The sequence below is a fragment of the Neptunitalea lumnitzerae genome (genome assembly GCF_027924185.1).
Classification (GTDB): Bacteria; Bacteroidota; Bacteroidia; order Flavobacteriales; family Flavobacteriaceae; genus Neptunitalea; species Neptunitalea lumnitzerae.
This window is the reverse complement of record NZ_BRVO01000001.1, coordinates 1460306-1477206: the sequence shown is the minus strand read 5'-3', so window position 1 is coordinate 1477206 and position 16901 is coordinate 1460306. Positions and strand designations below refer to the sequence as shown.

The following is a 16901-nucleotide window of genomic DNA, read 5'->3' as shown; positions in this document are numbered from 1 at the left end:
TACTCAGTCTTCGAGTTTATAAACTGCTTAGCTTACCTAGAAATGAGAAATCCTCAATTCTACTTTTCAATGTTTGGCTCACTAAAGATATTTTCTAAAATGATTTACTTCAATTTTTGCTTTTAAATCGTGTAATAAATTATACAAACCAAAAAACGTTCGGTTCATATACAAGAAATGCTTAGACCCTCTATTCCCATTCATCTTTCTTATAGTAGGGTCAGAAGAATAACGTTCACTTAACGCAGCAATCGCATTCCAGAAATCATCAGAAGCAAAATCAAATTCTTCCTGATTAAAAGGCGATGTGAATATCCCTAACATTTCCTTGAACAAAGCTTTAAAAAAAGTGAGTTCTTCAGGAGTATCATCCTCCTTAAAAATTTCAAGCTCTTTCATTTTTTCCATGAACAAGGCTTCATCTTCAAAAACATTTTGTTGTGCCAATTCAAAATACGGAACATAAAAACTTTCTGGAATTTCTTTAATACACCCAAAATCTATAGCAATAAGTTCGTTATCCTTATTCACTAAGAAATTCCCCGGATGCGGGTCGGCATGTACTTTACGCAATCCATGTATCTGAAACATGTAAAAATCCCAAAGGGCTTGCCCAAGCTTATTCCCTACTTCTTGAGAAAAAGGTATTTTAGTAAACTCGCTCAAATGCACACCTGTCATCCAATCCATGGTAATGATACGCTCGCTTGAAAGCTCTTCATAGTACTTAGGAAAATGAATATTATCTATTACACTACAAGCTTCGGTAATCTCTTTACTTTGTTTCACCTCAAGCTCATAATTGGTTTCTTCTACAAGCTTATGTTCAATTTCTTTAAAGTACTTATCAGAATCTTTGCCTTGTAGATTAAACATTTTAATAGCCACAGGCTTCACTATAGCCAAATCACTACTAATACTTTCTGCAACACCCGGATATTGAATTTTAACCGCAAGCTGCTTACCATCTTTAGTAGCTTTATGTACTTGGCCAATACTAGCCGCATTTACACTATCTTTTTCAAAATGGTCGTAAATATCTTCAGGATATTTTCCTAAATACTTTTTAAAGGTTTTTCTAACCAATGGAGCAGACAAGGGAGGCACTGAAAATTGAGATAGCGAAAACTTCTCTACATAAGCGCTAGGCAATAAATTTTTCTCCATGCTCAACATCTGAGCCACTTTTAAAGCACTTCCTTTAAGGCTTTTTAATCCGTCATATATATCGGCAGCATTGTCTTCGTTCAACTGATCCTTGGTTAAGGAAGGATTCACCAACTTTCCGCCATAATACTTCATGTAGTTACCACCTATTTTAACACCGGTTTTCACCAATTTGGTAGCACGTTCTACTTTTCCTGTTGGTATTTTATCTAATGTTTTCAAACTGTTGCTTTTGCTTCTTTAACTAAAAACTTTCCAAAATCTAACAAACTCTCCAAAGGTGTATTATCAAATACATCAAAAATGGTATTTACAGATTTCTCAATTGCCACATCGGTTTTCTCAAACGCAGCAGAATTATCTTCCATCCAAAACTTCATTAAAAACAAAAGCTGTATCCATGCACCTTCTGCTATTAACTCTGGCGACTGCTTTAAAAATTTAGAATTCTTATGATTGTTTTCAGCTTTCGCAAGCTCTTTTACAAATCCTTTGAAGTCACTTCTCAATCCTTTTAACTGCTCTAAGTTTCTTAGTACACTTTGGTGCTCTTTTAGTACAAACAGCACATAACTTCTATTCATGGTTAGTAACTCAAAAAAAGTAAAGAAAAACGTTAGCATTTTCTCTCTGGTAGTTAATGCTTCGTATTCGTCATTTTTAGAAATAACACCTTCTGTATTGGTGTAGAATTTCTTCCAAATATGTCCCTTTAAAGCATCTATAGAACCAAAGAACTGGTAAAAATCTTCTTCTTTAATCTTAATCTCTTTAGCAAACTTATAGACAGTCTTAGGAGCTTTCTCATGCTCTAAAACAAAATTCATATAAGCACTAATAATTTGGTCTTCGGTAATTTTCTTTGTTGTAGCCATCTTCAATTTTTTTACTAAAAATAATTAATTATCTACTTCGAGGCAAGCTGTCGAAGTATGTACAAGCATTAATTTATTGAAAATCAGATTTTTTATTATTGGATACTGTGTAAAAAATAGGTTTCTGAAGAAGCGTAGGATAAGCCTAAAAAAGATGAAAACGCACTTTAAAGAAGCAAAGTGCGTTTTCAAACAACCTAACCAATAAATAAACAAACTAACCTATTTTTTTAATCTTTTCTTTTATTTTTTCTAGCAATAAATCCCCCTCCTAATCATGATGCTAAATTACACCTCTTTCCATTTTTTAGAAAATAAATAAATATAAGGTTTTGTTAAATTTAGCGAAATAATATTAAAAATCAAATTTAATTGCCTGTCTGTGCATCATTTACCATTTGTTGGTTGGCTACAATAGCAAACTCAACTCTTCTATTTTGGCTTCTTCCAGCATCGGTATCATTTGTTGCAATTGGGTCTGCTTCCCCCATGCCCATCGTTTCAATTCTAGCACTAGAAATTCCCTTAGAAGCAAGGTACGATTTTACAGACGCAGCTCTTTGTTCAGACAATTTTAAGTTATAATCGTCACTACCTTTACTATCTGTATATCCATACACAACAATATTAGTATCTGCATAATCTTCAAACACAGGCACCAATTTATCTAAATTAGTTTTTGCTGCACTGGTTAAAGAAGATTTATTAAAATCAAACCTAACAGAATCTTCACCTAAAGTAAGCTTAATACCTTCCCCTACTCTTTCAACTTCAGCACTTGGCAAAACTTCTTCAATTTCCTGAGCTTGCTTATCCATTCGGTTACCAATAGCAGCACCTGTAGCACCACCAATAACACCACCTAAAATAGCACCTAGAGCACCATTATCTTTACTACCAACGTTGTTGCCTATAACACCACCAATAACAGCACCTCCTGCGGCACCAATAACAGCACCTTTTTGCGTATTGTTAGAATTTTTTACCGCATCACAACTAGTATTTAAAAAGGTACCTACCGTAAGGGCACCTATCATTATATAATTTTTATAATTTTTCATCTTAGCTTATTTTTTGAAATTGATACACAACTTTGGTACTACTACCAGCTACATTTACATAATCTATCAACTGAAAACTAGTTTCTGTTTGATTACCTACCGTAAGGTTAAAACCTTGTGTTACGTTTTTTGCTTTTGCCTCTTCCCCTACAAACTTAAGGGTAAAAGCTCCGGCATCTGTAATAGTCCATACAATAGGAGATTCAAAATAAGAGCACTCAGCATTATTAAGCGTTAAGGTTCCCTTATTATTGTTTGGTATAAAGTTCCAAACACTTCCTTCAAAGCACTTAGCTTCTGCTACCCCAAAAGAGGTTATATCAATAACATTAGAGTTTTTGTAAGTAACACTGGTTACCGTCCAACTCCCTTTTAAATCACTTTGAGCTGCATTGTTCAGTTTAGGCCCACAAGACACTAAACTTACAACTGCTACCAAAAGCAGTAAGATTGTTTTTTTCATAGCAATTTTTTCTTTGTAATTTTTTCTACTACAAAAATAGATTCGAAAACAAGCTGTTTCCAAAAATTTAGACTTATACTTTTGTTAAAGAGTTCTATAAATCTCTTAAAAATGTCAATCTGTCAGCTATTTTAATTTGGTATCTTATTTGAATAAAGCGGTAAAAAATAATATTAAAATTATGGCAACCGGAAATATTAATGTATCTGTAGAAAACATTTTTCCACTGATAAAGAAGTTTCTTTACAGTGATCACGAAATCTTTTTAAGAGAACTTATCTCTAATGCAACAGACGCTACCTTAAAATTAAAACACTTAACTAGTATTGGTGAAGCTGCTGTTGAATATGGCAACCCAATTATTGAAGTTAGCATAGACAAAGAAGGTAAAAAACTTCATATTAAAGACCAAGGTCTTGGTATGACAGCTGACGAAGTACAAAAGTATATTAATGAAGTAGCCTTTTCTGGTGCAGAAGAGTTTTTAAACCAATACAAAGACAGTGCTAAAGACACCGGAATTATTGGACACTTTGGTTTAGGTTTTTACTCTGCATTTATGGTTGCAGAAAAAGTAGAAATCATTACTAAGTCTTTTAAAGATGAGCCTGCTGCTCACTGGATTTGTGATGGTTCTCCTAAATACACGTTGGAAGCTGCTGATAAAACTGACAGAGGTACCGAAATTATTCTTCACATTGCTGAAGACTCAACAGAGTTTTTAGAAGATCATAAAATTTCTGAGTTATTGGTTAAGTATAACAAGTTTATGCCTATTCCTATTAAATTTGGTACTAAAGAAGAAACTTTACCATTACCAGAAGATGCTGAAGAAGGTGCAGAACCAGAAAAAATTACTGTAGACAATATAATTAACAACCCTACCCCTGCTTGGACAAAACAACCAACAGAGTTAGAGACTGAGGATTATAAAGGTTTTTACCGTGAATTGTACCCTATGCAATTTGAAGAGCCTTTATTCCATATTCACTTAAATGTAGATTACCCATTTAACTTAACAGGTATTTTATACTTCCCTAAGTTAACTAACGACTTAAATATTCAGAAAGATAAAATTCAGTTATACCAAAACCAGGTATTTGTAACTGATAACGTAGAAGGTATTGTACCTGAATTTTTAACCATGTTACGCGGGGTAATTGATTCACCAGATATTCCATTAAACGTTTCTAGAAGTTATTTACAAGCCGATGGTAACGTAAAGAAAATCTCTAGCTATATCACTCGTAAAGTTGCCGATAAATTAAAATCTTTATTCAACGAAAACCGTGAAGATTTTGAAAGCAAATGGAACGATATTAAGATAGTTATTGAATATGGTATGCTATCTGAAGATAAGTTTTACGAAAAAGCAGACAAATTTGCATTATACCCAACCATTGATGGTAAATTCTATACTTTCGATGAGTTAGTAGAAAAAGTAAAACCTACCCAAACAGATAAAGACGATAATACCGTTATTCTTTACGCTAGCAATAAAGAAGCGCAACACAGTTATATTGTAGATGCACAAGCTAAAGGTTACGAAGTTCTTTTATTAGACTCTCCTATTGTTGCTCACTTAATTCAAAAATTAGAAGGCGACAAAGAGAAGGTTAAATTTACCAGAGTAGATGCAGACCATGTTGATAATTTAATTCAGAAAGACGAAGAGAAAATCTCTAAACTTTCTGAAGAAGAACAAGAAACATTAAAAACTACGCTAACTGAGATTATTCCGGCAGATAAATATACGGTACAGTTAGAAAGTAGAGATAGCGATGCTGCACCTATTATTATTACAGAACCAGAGTTTATGCGTAGAATGAAGGAAATGCAACAAACTGGTGGTGGTATGTTTGGTATGGGTAACATGCCAGAAATGTACAATGTAGTAGTTAATACCAACGCTGAGTTAATTGGTGATATTCTTAAAGCTGAAAGCAAAGAAGATAAAGAGCGCCTTACCAACCAAGCTTTAGATTTAGCTAAGCTATCTAAAGGACTTTTAAAAGGTGAAGAGCTTACCAACTTTGTTAAAAGAAGTTACGGAATGATTAAATAAAATCAGTCCTTCTAACATCATAAAACCCCTGCAATTGCAGGGGTTTCTTTTTTTAATTATTTTTTATTCATGCATTTATAATTTTCGTACCTTAAGGCTGTTAACAAATTAAAATGCAGGGTGTTATGAAATCTATTCTAAAAAAACTAAATGTCTTTTTTCAGACAGAGATTCTGGTACTGAATCTCCCGGAGGAATTCGAAAAGAATTTTAGCTCCATTAAAAATGTTGAAATCTTCGAATCGTTAGTGCAACTCAACAAGTTTGATTACGGTATTCTATTCATACAGTCTATCGAGAATTTAAAAAATCAACTAAGCACCTTACTTCCTAAAGTAAATGACGATGGTGAATTATGGATTGCTTTCCCTTCTGAATCTTCTGTAGTAGCCACCGACATTAACATGAATTACAATTGGAAAGCGTTAAGAAACGAATGCTTTGAAATTGTTGATGAAAAACAAATCAATAAAAACTGGAAAGCAAAACGCTTTAGAAAACTAGAATACACCAAATGGAAAGAGTTAAGCAGAATTGCTTAAAACCCAATCCCCCTTCACTTTACCTTCTTAAAATTAAACACCCTTACCATCCCCCTTATTTTTTCTTTGTATTTTTAAGCACTTACACACACCAAGTCTTCAAATGGCTTAGTATTCTTTAAGAGTTTAAATAATGAGTTTACCAAGTGAATCTTTTAACCTACCTGATGCAGACATTCAATTTTACGAGTCATTTTTCAGCACAGAAGAGAGTAATCTTTATTTTCAAGAGTTATTACAAAACATCCCTTGGCAACAAGATAATATAAAGGTTTTTGGCAAAACATACCCACAACCAAGACTTACTGCTTTATACGGAAATAACCAACTTAGTTATAGCTACTCTGGCATTACTATGGAACCACTACCTTTTACGGAAACATTAGAAGAAATTAAGTCTAAAGTAGAACTAGCAGTAAAAGCAAATTTTACAACCTGCCTATTGAACTTATATAGAGACGGCCAAGACAGCAACGGCTGGCATGCCGACAATGAGAAAGAATTAGGAAAAAACCCCGTAATTGCCTCGGTAAGCTTTGGAGCTACCCGAAAATTTAAACTAAAACACAGAACCCTTAATATTAAAAAAGATATAGAGTTAACCCATGGTAGTTTATTACTAATGCAGGGTAGCACACAACACCATTGGTTACACAGCATTCCCAAAACCAAAAAACAAAAAACGGAACGTATTAATTTAACGTTCCGTGTGATTGTATAATAGTAAATTCTATTTTATTTAAAAGCCTCATCAAGCAGTTTCGCTAAACGCACCCCTCCTTTTTCCAATTGCTCTTGTACTTCACCAAAATGGTCATACATATATCGGTACCCTAAATCGTCTCCATCTTTAGCAGATGCATACACCTTATCTACCAATTTACGAGTTTCATTTACCCAATCCAGTACAGAACCCTTCTGTAATTGTTTCACTTGGTTTTTAGTAAGCTCAGGAAAATTCCCTGAAATTTCAGTATAACTCATATTATAATGGTCTAGCATTTCACTATCCCACACTCTATGCAAGTTACTATCTTCTCTAAACCAAGTTACTTTAATTTTATTACCTCCTAAATCTTCTGCTTTTCCAACGTGTAAAGGTTGGTGTAAATCGCCCACCAAATGCACTAGCATTTTCAGGTAAAATTGCTTATCTGCCTTAGTAGCAGTTTCGCTTTTCAAAACCACCATACAAGTATCAATACCTTTTATAATATCTCCGTAAGCACTGGCAGGTTCATCTCCATATTCTTTTCCAGGGTCAATATTTACATAATGCCAAGCACCAAATTTTCTAAAGCGCTTATCAGACTTAATATCATCTCCAAAAGTAGATACTTCAGCCAATCCGTGTCCGTCTAATAACTTTTCTATTTTTCTTGCGGTACTTTTTTTAATGTAATCAGCAGCAACTTCCCCTGTAACTCGGTGGCCCGTTGCACCCCACATTACGGGTTGCTCATTAGATGCGTTCAGCATAAAAGAGCTCACAAAAAACAACAGTACTAATAATCTTTTCATCTCTAACAAAATTGTGGTTTACCGCAAAGGTAGGTAGCACACTTTTAATTAATTGTTAAAACATTCAATAAATTAAAATTTAATTTTATATATTTATGATATCATTTTAATATCATATCAATTATGACTCAAGAAAAAACCATTGTTCCATCAGGCGGCTACTTAATGTTTTTTGTTTTATTACTAGCATTTGGGGGTAGTATTGCTGCTGCTATTTATTTTAAAACCCCTTTACTTTTTGTTGTTACAGCCATTAGTTTCATCTTATTCTTCGGGTTAGTTTTAGTAAACCCTAACGAATCTAGAGTGTTATTACTATTCGGAAAATATACAGGCACCATAAAAGCCAATGGCCTTTATTGGGTAAATCCTTTATATGCAAAAAAGAAAGTATCATTAAAAGCTAGCAACTTTGACAGTGAGCGATTAAAAGTAAACGATAAACTAGGGAACCCGGTTATGATTAGCACCATTTTAGTATGGAAAGTAACCGATACTTACAAAGCTGCTTTTGATGTAGATAACTATGAAAACTTTGTAAGAGTACAAACAGATGCTGCTGTTAGAAAATTAGCAAGTATGTACCCTTATGATAATTTTAATGACGATGGACATGACGAAGAAATCACATTAAGATCTAGCGTAAACGAGGTTAGTGAAAACTTAGAGAAAGAAGTTCAAGAACGCCTTGCTATGGCAGGTATAGAAGTACTAGAAGCAAGAATAGGTTACTTGGCCTACGCACAAGAAATTGCCAATGCAATGCTTAAGAGACAGCAAGCCACGGCTATTGTTGCTGCCAGACACAAAATTGTAGAAGGTGCTGTAAGCATGGTAGAAATGGCCATTGAAGAGTTAAGTAAAAAAGAGGTAGTAGACTTAGATGAAGAACGCAAAGCTGCTATGGTAAGCAATCTTATGGTAGTACTTTGTGGCGACAAAGATGCATCGCCCGTAGTTAATGCAGGTACATTAAATCATTAAAATAAACAACATGAGAGAATACAAAATTATTAGTCAGGTTTTAGGACCATTTAAAGTAATGAAAGAAGACGATTTTATAAAACTTATAAACCAAGAGGCTAAAATAGGCTGGAAAGTGGTAAATGTTATTGGCGATGCTGCTGGTAACCTAAAGGCTTTTATGGAAAGGGATAGATAATGAACACTGAATTTTATGAAAAACAACGTATTGGTAACTGGATTTTTATTATTCTAGGAGTAGATTTTATCATGATTTTAGCCATTATGTTTAATCAATACAACAAAGGTGAAATGCCTTTGAAAGAATTTGTAATAGCTATGAGTATTGTTACTAGCATTAACATACTATCGGCATTACTTATAGTAAATATGATTCAGCATACTAAAATTGACATCAATGGTATTCATTATAAATACCCTCCGTTTGCAATGAAATTCAGAACTATTCCCTTAGAAAGCATTACAAGTTTTCAAATAGAATCTTACGACAAACTAAACTATGGGTATGGCATGGGTAAATGGAATTTCTTTAAAGATTATGACATGATTACCTCTATGGGACTAGAAAAAGTAATTAGAATAGAATATGGAGCTAAAAAACCAATCTTAATAGGAACTAAAAAGCCTAACGAATTTTATACTCTTTTAAAAAAACTAAAAACAACCGAACAGTATGGCTAAGTTAATAATAGCAATAGCTACCTTTATAGTTTCTCACTTTACGTTTTCTCAGGAAATACTTTCTGAAGATATTGATTTGAAAAACGGCTCTATAAAATTACCCGGTACTTTATCTTATCCTAAAACAGACAAAGCAATACCATTAGCAATATTTATACATGGAAGCGGTAATGTAGACAGAAACGGAAATCAATCGGGTATTTACAATCCTGGTTATATACAACAACTAGCCGATTCCTTAAACAAAAAAGGAATTGCTTTTTACCGGTACGATAAAAGAACGGCCACCTTAGCAAACCTACCAACTTTAATGAAAGGAGTAAACATTAAAGATTTTGTTGAGGATGCTGTATTAGCCACCAATAACTTTAAAGACGATCATAGATTTAACAGCATTACACTTATAGGTCATAGTCAAGGATCGTTAATAGCAATGCTAGCTGCACAAGAATGTAAGGTAGACAAATACATATCGGTAGCGGGTCCTGCTGCAAAAATAGAAACAACGCTTGAAAGGCAATTGAGTCAACGTAATGATTCTCTTAGTATCATCTTAAAAGCACATTTTAAAGAACTCATGGAAACCGACACCATAGCAAAGGTAGATCCTAATTTAATGAGTATATTTGCTCCTCAAAATCAAAAGTTCTTTAAATCGTGGAATACATATAATCCAGTAGAAGAAATTGCCAAATTAAAAATACCGGTACTCATTCTTCAAGGAAGTTCAGATTTGCAAGTAACCGAGCAAGACGCTCAAGCTTTACACAAGCAAAATACTACCTCTATTTTAAAGGTGATTCCTAAAATGAATCATCCTCTTAAAATTGTTGAAAACATGCAAGAAAATCAGCAATCATATAGCAACCCAGATTTTCCTTTATCTTCTCTACTGGTAAGTACAATTTCAGAATTTATAAAAGAATAATATGTCAAAAAAGAAAGCATTTGCATTAAGGATTAATGAAGACATGTTAAAGGCTATTGAAAAGTGGGCTTCTGACGAGTTTAGAAGTACTAATGGCCAAATTGAATGGATGTTGATGCAGGCGCTAAAAGATGCTAATAGACAACCCAAAAATAAAAATGATGAATAAACCTAAAATTGTTTTTTCAGATATTGACGGTACACTGCTAAACGCTGACAGAGATCTTTCAGAAGCTACTATTTCTGAAATTAATGCTATTAAAAATAACGTACCCGTTATTTTAGTTTCTGCCAGAATGCCTAAACAAATGAGACATTTACAAGCTAAGCTAGCTATTTTAGAAGAACCTATAATAGCCTATAACGGCGCCCTCGTTTTAGTAGACGATAAACCTATACACTCTGTAGAAGTACCGTTAGAGGTAATTAAATACATTGTTGACTATAACAATAATAACCCAAAAGGTAAATTTCATGTAAGCTTATATAATAACGACGAATGGTACGCACCAGAATATGATTATTGGGCAAAACGTGAAGAAAATAATACAAAGGTAGCTCCGGAAATTAAACCTAATGCAGATGCTATTGCAAAATGGGATAAAGAAGAAAAAGGAGCTCATAAAATTACCTGCATGGGAGATGCCGACCTTATAGAAGAAGCATTTAACCATTTCAAAAGTAAGTTTGAAAATACCTTACACTTATACAGAGCTAAAGATACGTATATTGAGATTGCTCCTAAAGAGGTTTCTAAACTTACAGGTATTAAAAAACTATTAGATTTTAAATACACAGATTTCTCTTTAGCCGATGTTATTGCTTTTGGCGATAATTATAACGATGCTGAAATGATTGGCAATGTAGGTTTTGGTATTGCTGTTGCAAATGCCAGAGACGAGGTAAAAGCAGTAGCGAAAGACATCACCCTACACCATAAAGAAGACGGTGTTGCAGTTTATTTAAAGCAAATATTTTCATAATTTTTTGTGAAACCTGTAACATATACATTTCTTTACGTCTTATAAAATAATTTTGACACTTAAAAGAATCAGATAACAATGAAAAAACTCGCATTAACCCTATTTTCAGCTGGTCTTATTTTCAGCTGTACTCCTAAAGTTAATGATCTGGCTACAGAAACTCCTGTAAAAGCTACTATAGATCTTACCAATGTTAAAGACGATAAAGTGATGTCTACTATTGATCCGGGTAGATTCACTGAAGAATCTGTAACATTTTATATTCCTAAAACCGTACCTGGTACGTATAGCGCAGATAACTACGGGCAGTTTATTGAAGATTTTAAAGCATATGATTATAACGGAAAGGAATTAGCAGTTTCTAAACCAGACGTTAATTCTTGGGTAATTAATAATGCTACCAAATTAGATAAAATTACGTTTTGGGTAAACGATACGTTTGACTCTGAATCTGGTGCTTCTTTTGTAGATAGAGAAGATGTTTTTTCTCCTTCAGGAACAAACATTTTAGAAGGTCAAAATTTCTTTTTAAACCTTCACATGTTTGTTGGATATTTTAAAGGATTAGATGAAAGACCATATGAGTTAACATTTAAGCATCCAGCAGAATTTAAAGCTTCTACTTCTTTAGAGAGTTCTGAAACTCCTTCAGAAGATCCTACTACAGATGTTTTCTATGCTTCAAGATATTTTGAAGTTACAGACAACCCTATTATGTACTCTAAATTAGATCAAGCTAAATTTAAAGTAAATGATATTGAGGTTACGCTTTCTGTATATTCTCCAACAGGAGCAGTAAAAGCTAGCGACCTAAAAGAGGCTATGCAAACCATGATGCAAGCACAAAAAACTTTCTTAGGAGAAATAAACAGTACAAAAAGCTATGATATTTTATTGTACTTATCTACTATGAAAGAAGACGATGCTAAAGGTTTTGGAGCTTTAGAGCACCATACATCTACCACAGTAGTTATGCCAGAAGCAATGGGAATAGACCAATTAAAACAAAGCTTAACAGACATTGTTTCTCACGAGTTTTTCCACATTGTTGCGCCATTAACGATTCACTCAGATGAAATTCAGTATTTTGATTATTACGACCCTCAAATGTCTGAGCACTTATGGATGTATGAAGGTACTACAGAATACTTTGCTAACTTATTCCAAATTAACCAAGGGTTAATTACAGAGGAAGAATTTTACTCTAGACTTTTAGGTAAAATAAACAACTCTCAAATGTTTGATGATAACATGTCTTTTACTGTAATGAGTAAAAATGTATTAGATGACCCTTATAAAAAGAACTATGCTAATGTATACGAAAAAGGAGCATTAATAAGCATGTGTTTAGACATTATTATTAGAGAAGAAAGTAATGGAGAAAAAGGTATTTTATGGTTAATGAAGCAATTATCTACCAAATATGGTATGCATAAATCTTTTAAAGATGAAGAAATTATTGCTGAGGTTACTAATCTTACCTACCCTGCGGTAGGAGAGTTCATAGAAAAATATGTAGTGGGCGCTAACAACCCTATTCCTTACAACGATTATTTTGCAAAAGTAGGTTTAGAGCCAGCAACACAAGAAGTAGATGTTTTCAACTTTTTCTTAATGGATCAACAAACACCTTATATAGATGCTAACCCAGAAGACAAAACCATTTACTTTAGAGATGGTATTGAGTTAAATACTGCTATTACCGCATTAGGTATTAAAGGTGGTGATGTTATTAAATCTATCAACGGTACAGAATACACACTTGACAATGTACAACAAATGATTATTAGTTCTTTTGGATGGACTCCAGGAGATGAAATTGAAATGGTTGTAGTTAGAGATGGTGAAGAAGTTACACTTAAAGGTACTTACGTAGCTCCAAAAGGTGTTCAAAATATTCTTAAACCAGCTGATGATGCTACTGAGGCACAAACAACACTAAGAAATGCTTGGTTGAAAAACTAACACAAGTACACTTTTTAAAAAATATAAAGGCAACCTAAATAGGTTGCCTTTTATTTTATAGTTCTCTGAAAAAAATTTCCGTTTTCTTAAAATATCTATGATATTTGCCACAATTACATTTAGCCAGTATTAGAATGAAAAAACTTATAACAGTTATTGCATTAGCAGTTTTATTTGGTGCGTGCAGTAAAGACAAAAACACCATGATTCTTGAAGGTAATATTGAAGGTCTTAAATTAGGGACTTTATATTTCCAAAGAATGAATGATTCTACCGTTGTAAATATTGACACTTTAAATTTAGATGGAACAGGAAAATTCAAATTTGAAATTCCGTTAGAGGAGCCAGAGGTATTCTTTTTGCATTTAGACAAAAAAGACGAAAACCCATTTAACGACCAGTTAATGGTATTTGGAGAACCTGGAACTATTAATGTGGCATCTACCAGACAATATTTTACAGTAAATGCAAAAATTACAGGCTCTAAAAATCAGGAGATTTATGATGAATACATCAAAACAAAATCTAAATTCAACAGAAAGAATTTAGACTGGTTAGAAACTAAATTAAAAGGCGCTAAAAAATTATCACAACAAAAAATAGATTCTTTTGATGTTTTAATTGATAACAATACCAAAAGAAGTTATTTATACAGTATCAACTTCTGCATCAATCATAAAGATGCTGAAGTGGCTCCTTATATTGCTTTAACAGATTTAAACAATACCGGAGTAAAATTCTTAGATACAATAAACAACTCTTTAACCGATAAGGTAGCAGCTTCCAAATACGGAAAATTGTTAGATAAGTTTATTAAAGACATCAAGAAAGCAGAACAATAAACTGCTGAATAAAAATTATAAAACAACCCTCGATAGTATCGGGGGTTATTTTTTTGCAAAATCTACCAATATTTTAATGGTATGATCTATATCTTCTTTAGTAGTATACTTTGAGAAAGAAAAACGAACCGATGGCTTACTAAGTTCTTCATTAGTTAAAATTTCTGATAACACGTGAGAAGGCTTGTTACTACCAGACTGGCATGCACTACCTGCACTACAAGCAATACCACCAAGTAAATCTAAATGAAACAACAACAACTTCCCTTTTTCAGCATTAAAAGGAAACCGTACGTTAAGTATAGATGAAACACTTTTGTGCACATCATCTGAACCACCATTAAAAACCACTTCTGGAAAATTAGTAGTCAAAAGTTGCATAAAGTAGGTTTTAATCTCAAGCAAATGAGCTTCTGTAACATCCATTAAAGAAATAGCTTTAGCAAAAGCAATTTCCAGCCCTATAATATTATGTACAGCTTCTGTACCAGCTCTAACCCCTCTTTCTTGCTCACCACCAAATAACAAAGCTCTAATACCAGAATCTCTTTTTATATAAACAAACCCAATACCTTTAGGCCCATGAAATTTATGTGCTGAAGCTGTTATAAAATCAACAGGTAATTCTGAAAGCTTACAAGGTAAATGATGTATAGACTGTACCGTATCTGAATGAAATAATACTCCATGAGATTTACACAAATTCCCCACGCTTTCTAGAGGAAGAATAATCCCAGTTTCATTATTCACGTGCATTAAACTTACTAATACTTTTTCTGCAGCGTGTTGTTCTAGCAATGCTTTTAGGTGATCTAAATCTACCAAACCATTGGCTTGCACCTGAACAAATGCTACTTTAATAGCATATTCTTTTTGCAACTGTAACACCGTATTAAATACTGCATGGTGCTCTATAGCCGTAGTTATAACAGTAGTTACCTTTAAATCTCTTACTGCAGAACGCAACACCATATTATTAGCCTCTGTTCCACCAGAAGTAAAAATAATTTCAGAAGCATCGGCACCAATTAAACCTGCAATTTTTTTTCTAGCCTTCTCTACTAATGTTTTAGCCGCTTTTCCAAAACTATGTGTAGAAGACGGATTACCATAATAATTACCCAAAGCCTCTTGCATAGCAAGCAACACATCTTCATCTAATTGCGTAGTAGCAGCATTATCTAAATACACCTTTTTCATTAGGCAAAATTACTTCAAATAAAATTATTTACAATTAACTTCGTTATAAACCTGTATTCAACTATTTTTGCTTAGCTTAAAAAAAATGCACATGAAAAAAATATTTTCCCTTTTACTTATTACTTTACTTTTTAGTTGTGATGACGGAGAAATAGCCGTTGCAGATATCGATTTTTCAGACAGCGATGTACAACTATGTGGAGAATATTTATTTTACAAACTGAGAAATAGCAGCACCGAATCGTTATCATTATACATTCCTACCAACAACAACATTATCAGAGAAATAGGAGAAAGCACATACACTATTAACAACTCAACAAACTCGTTAGTGTACCGCGTGTATAATGGCAATGCTGCTAACTATTTCTGTAATGAGTTTCAACCAACCGACCCGACGGTAGTTTCTGAGTGGGTAGTTTTAAGTGGTACAGTTACCATTACCACCACCTTACAGGAAGACGATAATGATGGTGTTCCTTTTGAAAATGAACAACCAGGGGTAATAGATGAAAACGGAGAATACCCAGATGCATTAGACACAGATGAAGACGGTATACCAAACTATAAAGATTTTGATGATGATGGCGACAACATACCTACTATAGATGAAGATATTGACGGTGATGGAGACCCAACCAACGATGATACCGATGGTGATGGGACTCCAAATTATTTAGACGCAGATGATGATGGAGACGGCGTTGATACTATTTATGAAGATATTAATGGTAATTTAGACCCTACAGATGACTATGAAGCCGGCAACGATACACAAAACTACTTGTTAGCATCTGAAACCACAGCAGTTAGTATTACACAATATATAGAACACACGTATTATAGTACCTACTTAAATTATATTGTACCTGGTGCCGACATTTCTTTTACCAGTGACGAGGGTGTAGAATTACGTTTAGATTTGGTAGAATTTGGCACTTATTCTGAAACAGAAACCATAGAAGAAACCCCAGAATTTTAATAGTTACACTTTAACAGTTAGCTTAAAATAAATATAAGATCTTAAAAATATATACCTAAAAGCGTATTCTAAAATAACACTTAGAATACGCTTTTAATTTTGTGTTATATAAATTTCCATAGCCCCAAGACCATATTTATTATAATCAGCTTCGTAGTATCTAACATTCTCATACCTAGAAAATAAAAACTCTAATTCGGTTTTTAACACTCCTTCACCTACACCATGTATAAACACCACTTTTTGTATACGTTTGCTTAGAGCAAATTTTAGCTGACGTTCGGCAACTTCTAATTGAAGATTAAGCATATCGTAATTAGACATACCCCTAGGAGATTTCACCAACTTCTCTATATGAAGGTCAATCTCTAATTTAGGATCATTTCGTTGTTTTTTAGGCTTTATTATTTGTTTTTTTCTAGGTTTAAGCTCTTTTTCACTTAATATTTCAGCAACTTCATAATTAGCTACCGATATAGCATTTTTAATAACCACCACTTCATTTCTAGGAAAAGTCATCTCAAATCCGTCTTCTGTCTCAAAAGTTACTTCTTTCTCATTCAGCTTCAAAACCTTACCACTCAACGAATCATCTATTACTTCTACCGTATCTCCTTTTTTTATTTCCATAAATGATATATT

Annotated in this window: 19 protein-coding genes; 12 read left to right on the top strand and 7 right to left on the bottom strand. The window is 33.4% G+C overall.

Annotation, left to right across the window (positions count from 1 at the left end):
• Positions 1–81: 81 nt before the first annotated feature.
• The 4 genes from Y10_RS06615 to Y10_RS06600 all read right to left on the bottom strand — a co-directional run bounded on the left by Y10_RS06615 (position 82) and on the right by Y10_RS06600 (position 3566).
• Entirely contained in the window at positions 82–1389 is a 1308-nt protein-coding gene (locus Y10_RS06615; protein ID WP_281764575.1) for an ABC1 kinase family protein, read from the bottom strand.
• Positions 1386–2042, bottom strand: a complete 657-nt coding sequence (locus Y10_RS06610) for a TetR family transcriptional regulator C-terminal domain-containing protein (RefSeq protein ID WP_281764574.1) — start codon at positions 2040–2042, stop codon at positions 1386–1388. Before Y10_RS06610 ends, Y10_RS06615 begins: the two co-directional genes overlap by 4 nt.
• Positions 2043–2410: 368 nt before the next feature.
• On the bottom strand, positions 2411–3103 hold the full coding sequence (locus tag Y10_RS06605; protein ID WP_281764573.1) for an OmpA family protein: 693 nt from the start codon (positions 3101–3103) through the stop codon (positions 2411–2413).
• Position 3104: 1 nt separating this feature from the next.
• Positions 3105–3566, bottom strand: a complete 462-nt coding sequence (locus Y10_RS06600) for a lipocalin family protein (RefSeq protein WP_281764572.1) — start codon at positions 3564–3566, stop codon at positions 3105–3107.
• A gap of 181 nt (positions 3567–3747) precedes the next feature.
• Between Y10_RS06600 and htpG the strand changes: the two genes are divergently transcribed.
• From htpG to Y10_RS06585, 3 genes are all read left to right on the top strand, one after another.
• Positions 3748–5631 carry a molecular chaperone HtpG gene (gene htpG / locus Y10_RS06595; protein WP_281764571.1) on the top strand — a complete coding sequence of 628 codons (1884 nt, stop codon included), beginning with the start codon at positions 3748–3750 and terminating at the stop codon, positions 5629–5631.
• A 125-nt stretch (positions 5632–5756) separates the two neighbouring features.
• Positions 5757–6173 (top strand): hypothetical protein, encoded by a 417-nt coding sequence (locus Y10_RS06590; protein ID WP_281764570.1) that lies wholly within the window; start codon positions 5757–5759, stop codon positions 6171–6173.
• Positions 6174–6306: 133 nt separating this feature from the next.
• Positions 6307–6894, top strand: coding sequence for an alpha-ketoglutarate-dependent dioxygenase AlkB family protein (locus tag Y10_RS06585; protein ID WP_281764569.1), 588 nt, complete (start codon positions 6307–6309; stop codon positions 6892–6894).
• Positions 6895–6908: 14 nt separating this feature from the next.
• Here Y10_RS06585 and Y10_RS06580 read toward each other — a convergent pair whose 3' ends face one another.
• Positions 6909–7694, bottom strand: a complete 786-nt coding sequence (locus tag Y10_RS06580) for a S1/P1 nuclease (protein WP_281764568.1) — start codon at positions 7692–7694, stop codon at positions 6909–6911.
• Positions 7695–7817: 123 nt separating this feature from the next.
• Between Y10_RS06580 and Y10_RS06575 the strand changes: the two genes are divergently transcribed.
• From Y10_RS06575 to Y10_RS06540, 8 genes are all read left to right on the top strand, one after another.
• Positions 7818–8678 (top strand): SPFH domain-containing protein, encoded by an 861-nt coding sequence (locus tag Y10_RS06575; protein WP_281764567.1) that lies wholly within the window; start codon positions 7818–7820, stop codon positions 8676–8678.
• Between the two features lie 10 nt (positions 8679–8688).
• A complete protein-coding gene (locus tag Y10_RS06570; RefSeq protein ID WP_281764566.1) occupies positions 8689–8856 on the top strand; it encodes a DUF4177 domain-containing protein in 168 nt (55 codons plus the stop codon).
• Positions 8856–9359 (top strand): hypothetical protein, encoded by a 504-nt coding sequence (locus Y10_RS06565; RefSeq protein WP_281764565.1) that lies wholly within the window; start codon positions 8856–8858, stop codon positions 9357–9359. The genes Y10_RS06570 and Y10_RS06565 overlap by 1 nt, the downstream gene beginning before the upstream one ends.
• Positions 9352–10287, top strand: coding sequence for an alpha/beta hydrolase (locus tag Y10_RS06560; RefSeq protein ID WP_281764564.1), 936 nt, complete (start codon positions 9352–9354; stop codon positions 10285–10287). Before Y10_RS06565 ends, Y10_RS06560 begins: the two co-directional genes overlap by 8 nt.
• 1 nt (position 10288) lies before the next feature.
• Complete coding sequence (locus tag Y10_RS06555; RefSeq protein ID WP_281764563.1) at positions 10289–10456, top strand: Arc family DNA-binding protein; 168 nt, start codon at positions 10289–10291, stop codon at positions 10454–10456.
• Entirely contained in the window at positions 10449–11270 is an 822-nt protein-coding gene (locus tag Y10_RS06550) for an HAD family hydrolase (RefSeq protein WP_281764562.1), read from the top strand. Before Y10_RS06555 ends, Y10_RS06550 begins: the two co-directional genes overlap by 8 nt.
• A 78-nt stretch (positions 11271–11348) precedes the next feature.
• Complete coding sequence (locus Y10_RS06545) at positions 11349–13235, top strand: M61 family metallopeptidase (RefSeq protein ID WP_281764561.1); 1887 nt, start codon at positions 11349–11351, stop codon at positions 13233–13235.
• A 134-nt stretch (positions 13236–13369) separates the two neighbouring features.
• Positions 13370–14077 (top strand): DUF4369 domain-containing protein, encoded by a 708-nt coding sequence (locus tag Y10_RS06540; protein ID WP_281764560.1) that lies wholly within the window; start codon positions 13370–13372, stop codon positions 14075–14077.
• A 45-nt stretch (positions 14078–14122) separates the two neighbouring features.
• Here the strand turns inward: Y10_RS06540 and Y10_RS06535 are convergent, their stop codons facing one another.
• On the bottom strand, positions 14123–15277 hold the full coding sequence (locus Y10_RS06535) for a cysteine desulfurase family protein (protein ID WP_281764559.1): 1155 nt from the start codon (positions 15275–15277) through the stop codon (positions 14123–14125).
• A 91-nt stretch (positions 15278–15368) separates the two neighbouring features.
• On the opposite strand from Y10_RS06535, the gene Y10_RS06530 reads away from it, so the two are divergent.
• A complete protein-coding gene (locus Y10_RS06530; protein ID WP_281764558.1) occupies positions 15369–16259 on the top strand; it encodes a hypothetical protein in 891 nt (296 codons plus the stop codon).
• 93 nt (positions 16260–16352) lie between these two features.
• Here the strand turns inward: Y10_RS06530 and Y10_RS06525 are convergent, their stop codons facing one another.
• Positions 16353–16889 (bottom strand): Smr/MutS family protein, encoded by a 537-nt coding sequence (locus Y10_RS06525; RefSeq protein ID WP_281764557.1) that lies wholly within the window; start codon positions 16887–16889, stop codon positions 16353–16355.
• Positions 16890–16901: the final 12 nt, after the last annotated feature.

Coding starts and splice junctions, on each gene's coding strand:
- Y10_RS06555 (WP_281764563.1), top strand. CDS start 10,289: ATGTCAAAAAAGAAAGCATTTGCATTAAGGATTAATGAAGACATGTTA.
- Y10_RS06570 (WP_281764566.1), top strand. CDS start 8,689: ATGAGAGAATACAAAATTATTAGTCAGGTTTTAGGACCATTTAAAGTA.
- Y10_RS06585 (WP_281764569.1), top strand. CDS start 6,307: ATGAGTTTACCAAGTGAATCTTTTAACCTACCTGATGCAGACATTCAA.
- Y10_RS06610 (WP_281764574.1), bottom strand. CDS start 2,042: ATGGCTACAACAAAGAAAATTACCGAAGACCAAATTATTAGTGCTTAT.
- Y10_RS06530 (WP_281764558.1), top strand. CDS start 15,369: ATGAAAAAAATATTTTCCCTTTTACTTATTACTTTACTTTTTAGTTGT.
- Y10_RS06550 (WP_281764562.1), top strand. CDS start 10,449: ATGAATAAACCTAAAATTGTTTTTTCAGATATTGACGGTACACTGCTA.
- Y10_RS06565 (WP_281764565.1), top strand. CDS start 8,856: ATGAACACTGAATTTTATGAAAAACAACGTATTGGTAACTGGATTTTT.
- Y10_RS06590 (WP_281764570.1), top strand. CDS start 5,757: ATGAAATCTATTCTAAAAAAACTAAATGTCTTTTTTCAGACAGAGATT.
- Y10_RS06575 (WP_281764567.1), top strand. CDS start 7,818: ATGACTCAAGAAAAAACCATTGTTCCATCAGGCGGCTACTTAATGTTT.
- htpG (WP_281764571.1), top strand. CDS start 3,748: ATGGCAACCGGAAATATTAATGTATCTGTAGAAAACATTTTTCCACTG.
- Y10_RS06535 (WP_281764559.1), bottom strand. CDS start 15,277: ATGAAAAAGGTGTATTTAGATAATGCTGCTACTACGCAATTAGATGAA.
- Y10_RS06600 (WP_281764572.1), bottom strand. CDS start 3,566: ATGAAAAAAACAATCTTACTGCTTTTGGTAGCAGTTGTAAGTTTAGTG.
- Y10_RS06580 (WP_281764568.1), bottom strand. CDS start 7,694: ATGAAAAGATTATTAGTACTGTTGTTTTTTGTGAGCTCTTTTATGCTG.
- Y10_RS06560 (WP_281764564.1), top strand. CDS start 9,352: ATGGCTAAGTTAATAATAGCAATAGCTACCTTTATAGTTTCTCACTTT.
- Y10_RS06540 (WP_281764560.1), top strand. CDS start 13,370: ATGAAAAAACTTATAACAGTTATTGCATTAGCAGTTTTATTTGGTGCG.
- Y10_RS06525 (WP_281764557.1), bottom strand. CDS start 16,889: ATGGAAATAAAAAAAGGAGATACGGTAGAAGTAATAGATGATTCGTTG.
- Y10_RS06545 (WP_281764561.1), top strand. CDS start 11,349: ATGAAAAAACTCGCATTAACCCTATTTTCAGCTGGTCTTATTTTCAGC.
- Y10_RS06605 (WP_281764573.1), bottom strand. CDS start 3,103: ATGAAAAATTATAAAAATTATATAATGATAGGTGCCCTTACGGTAGGT.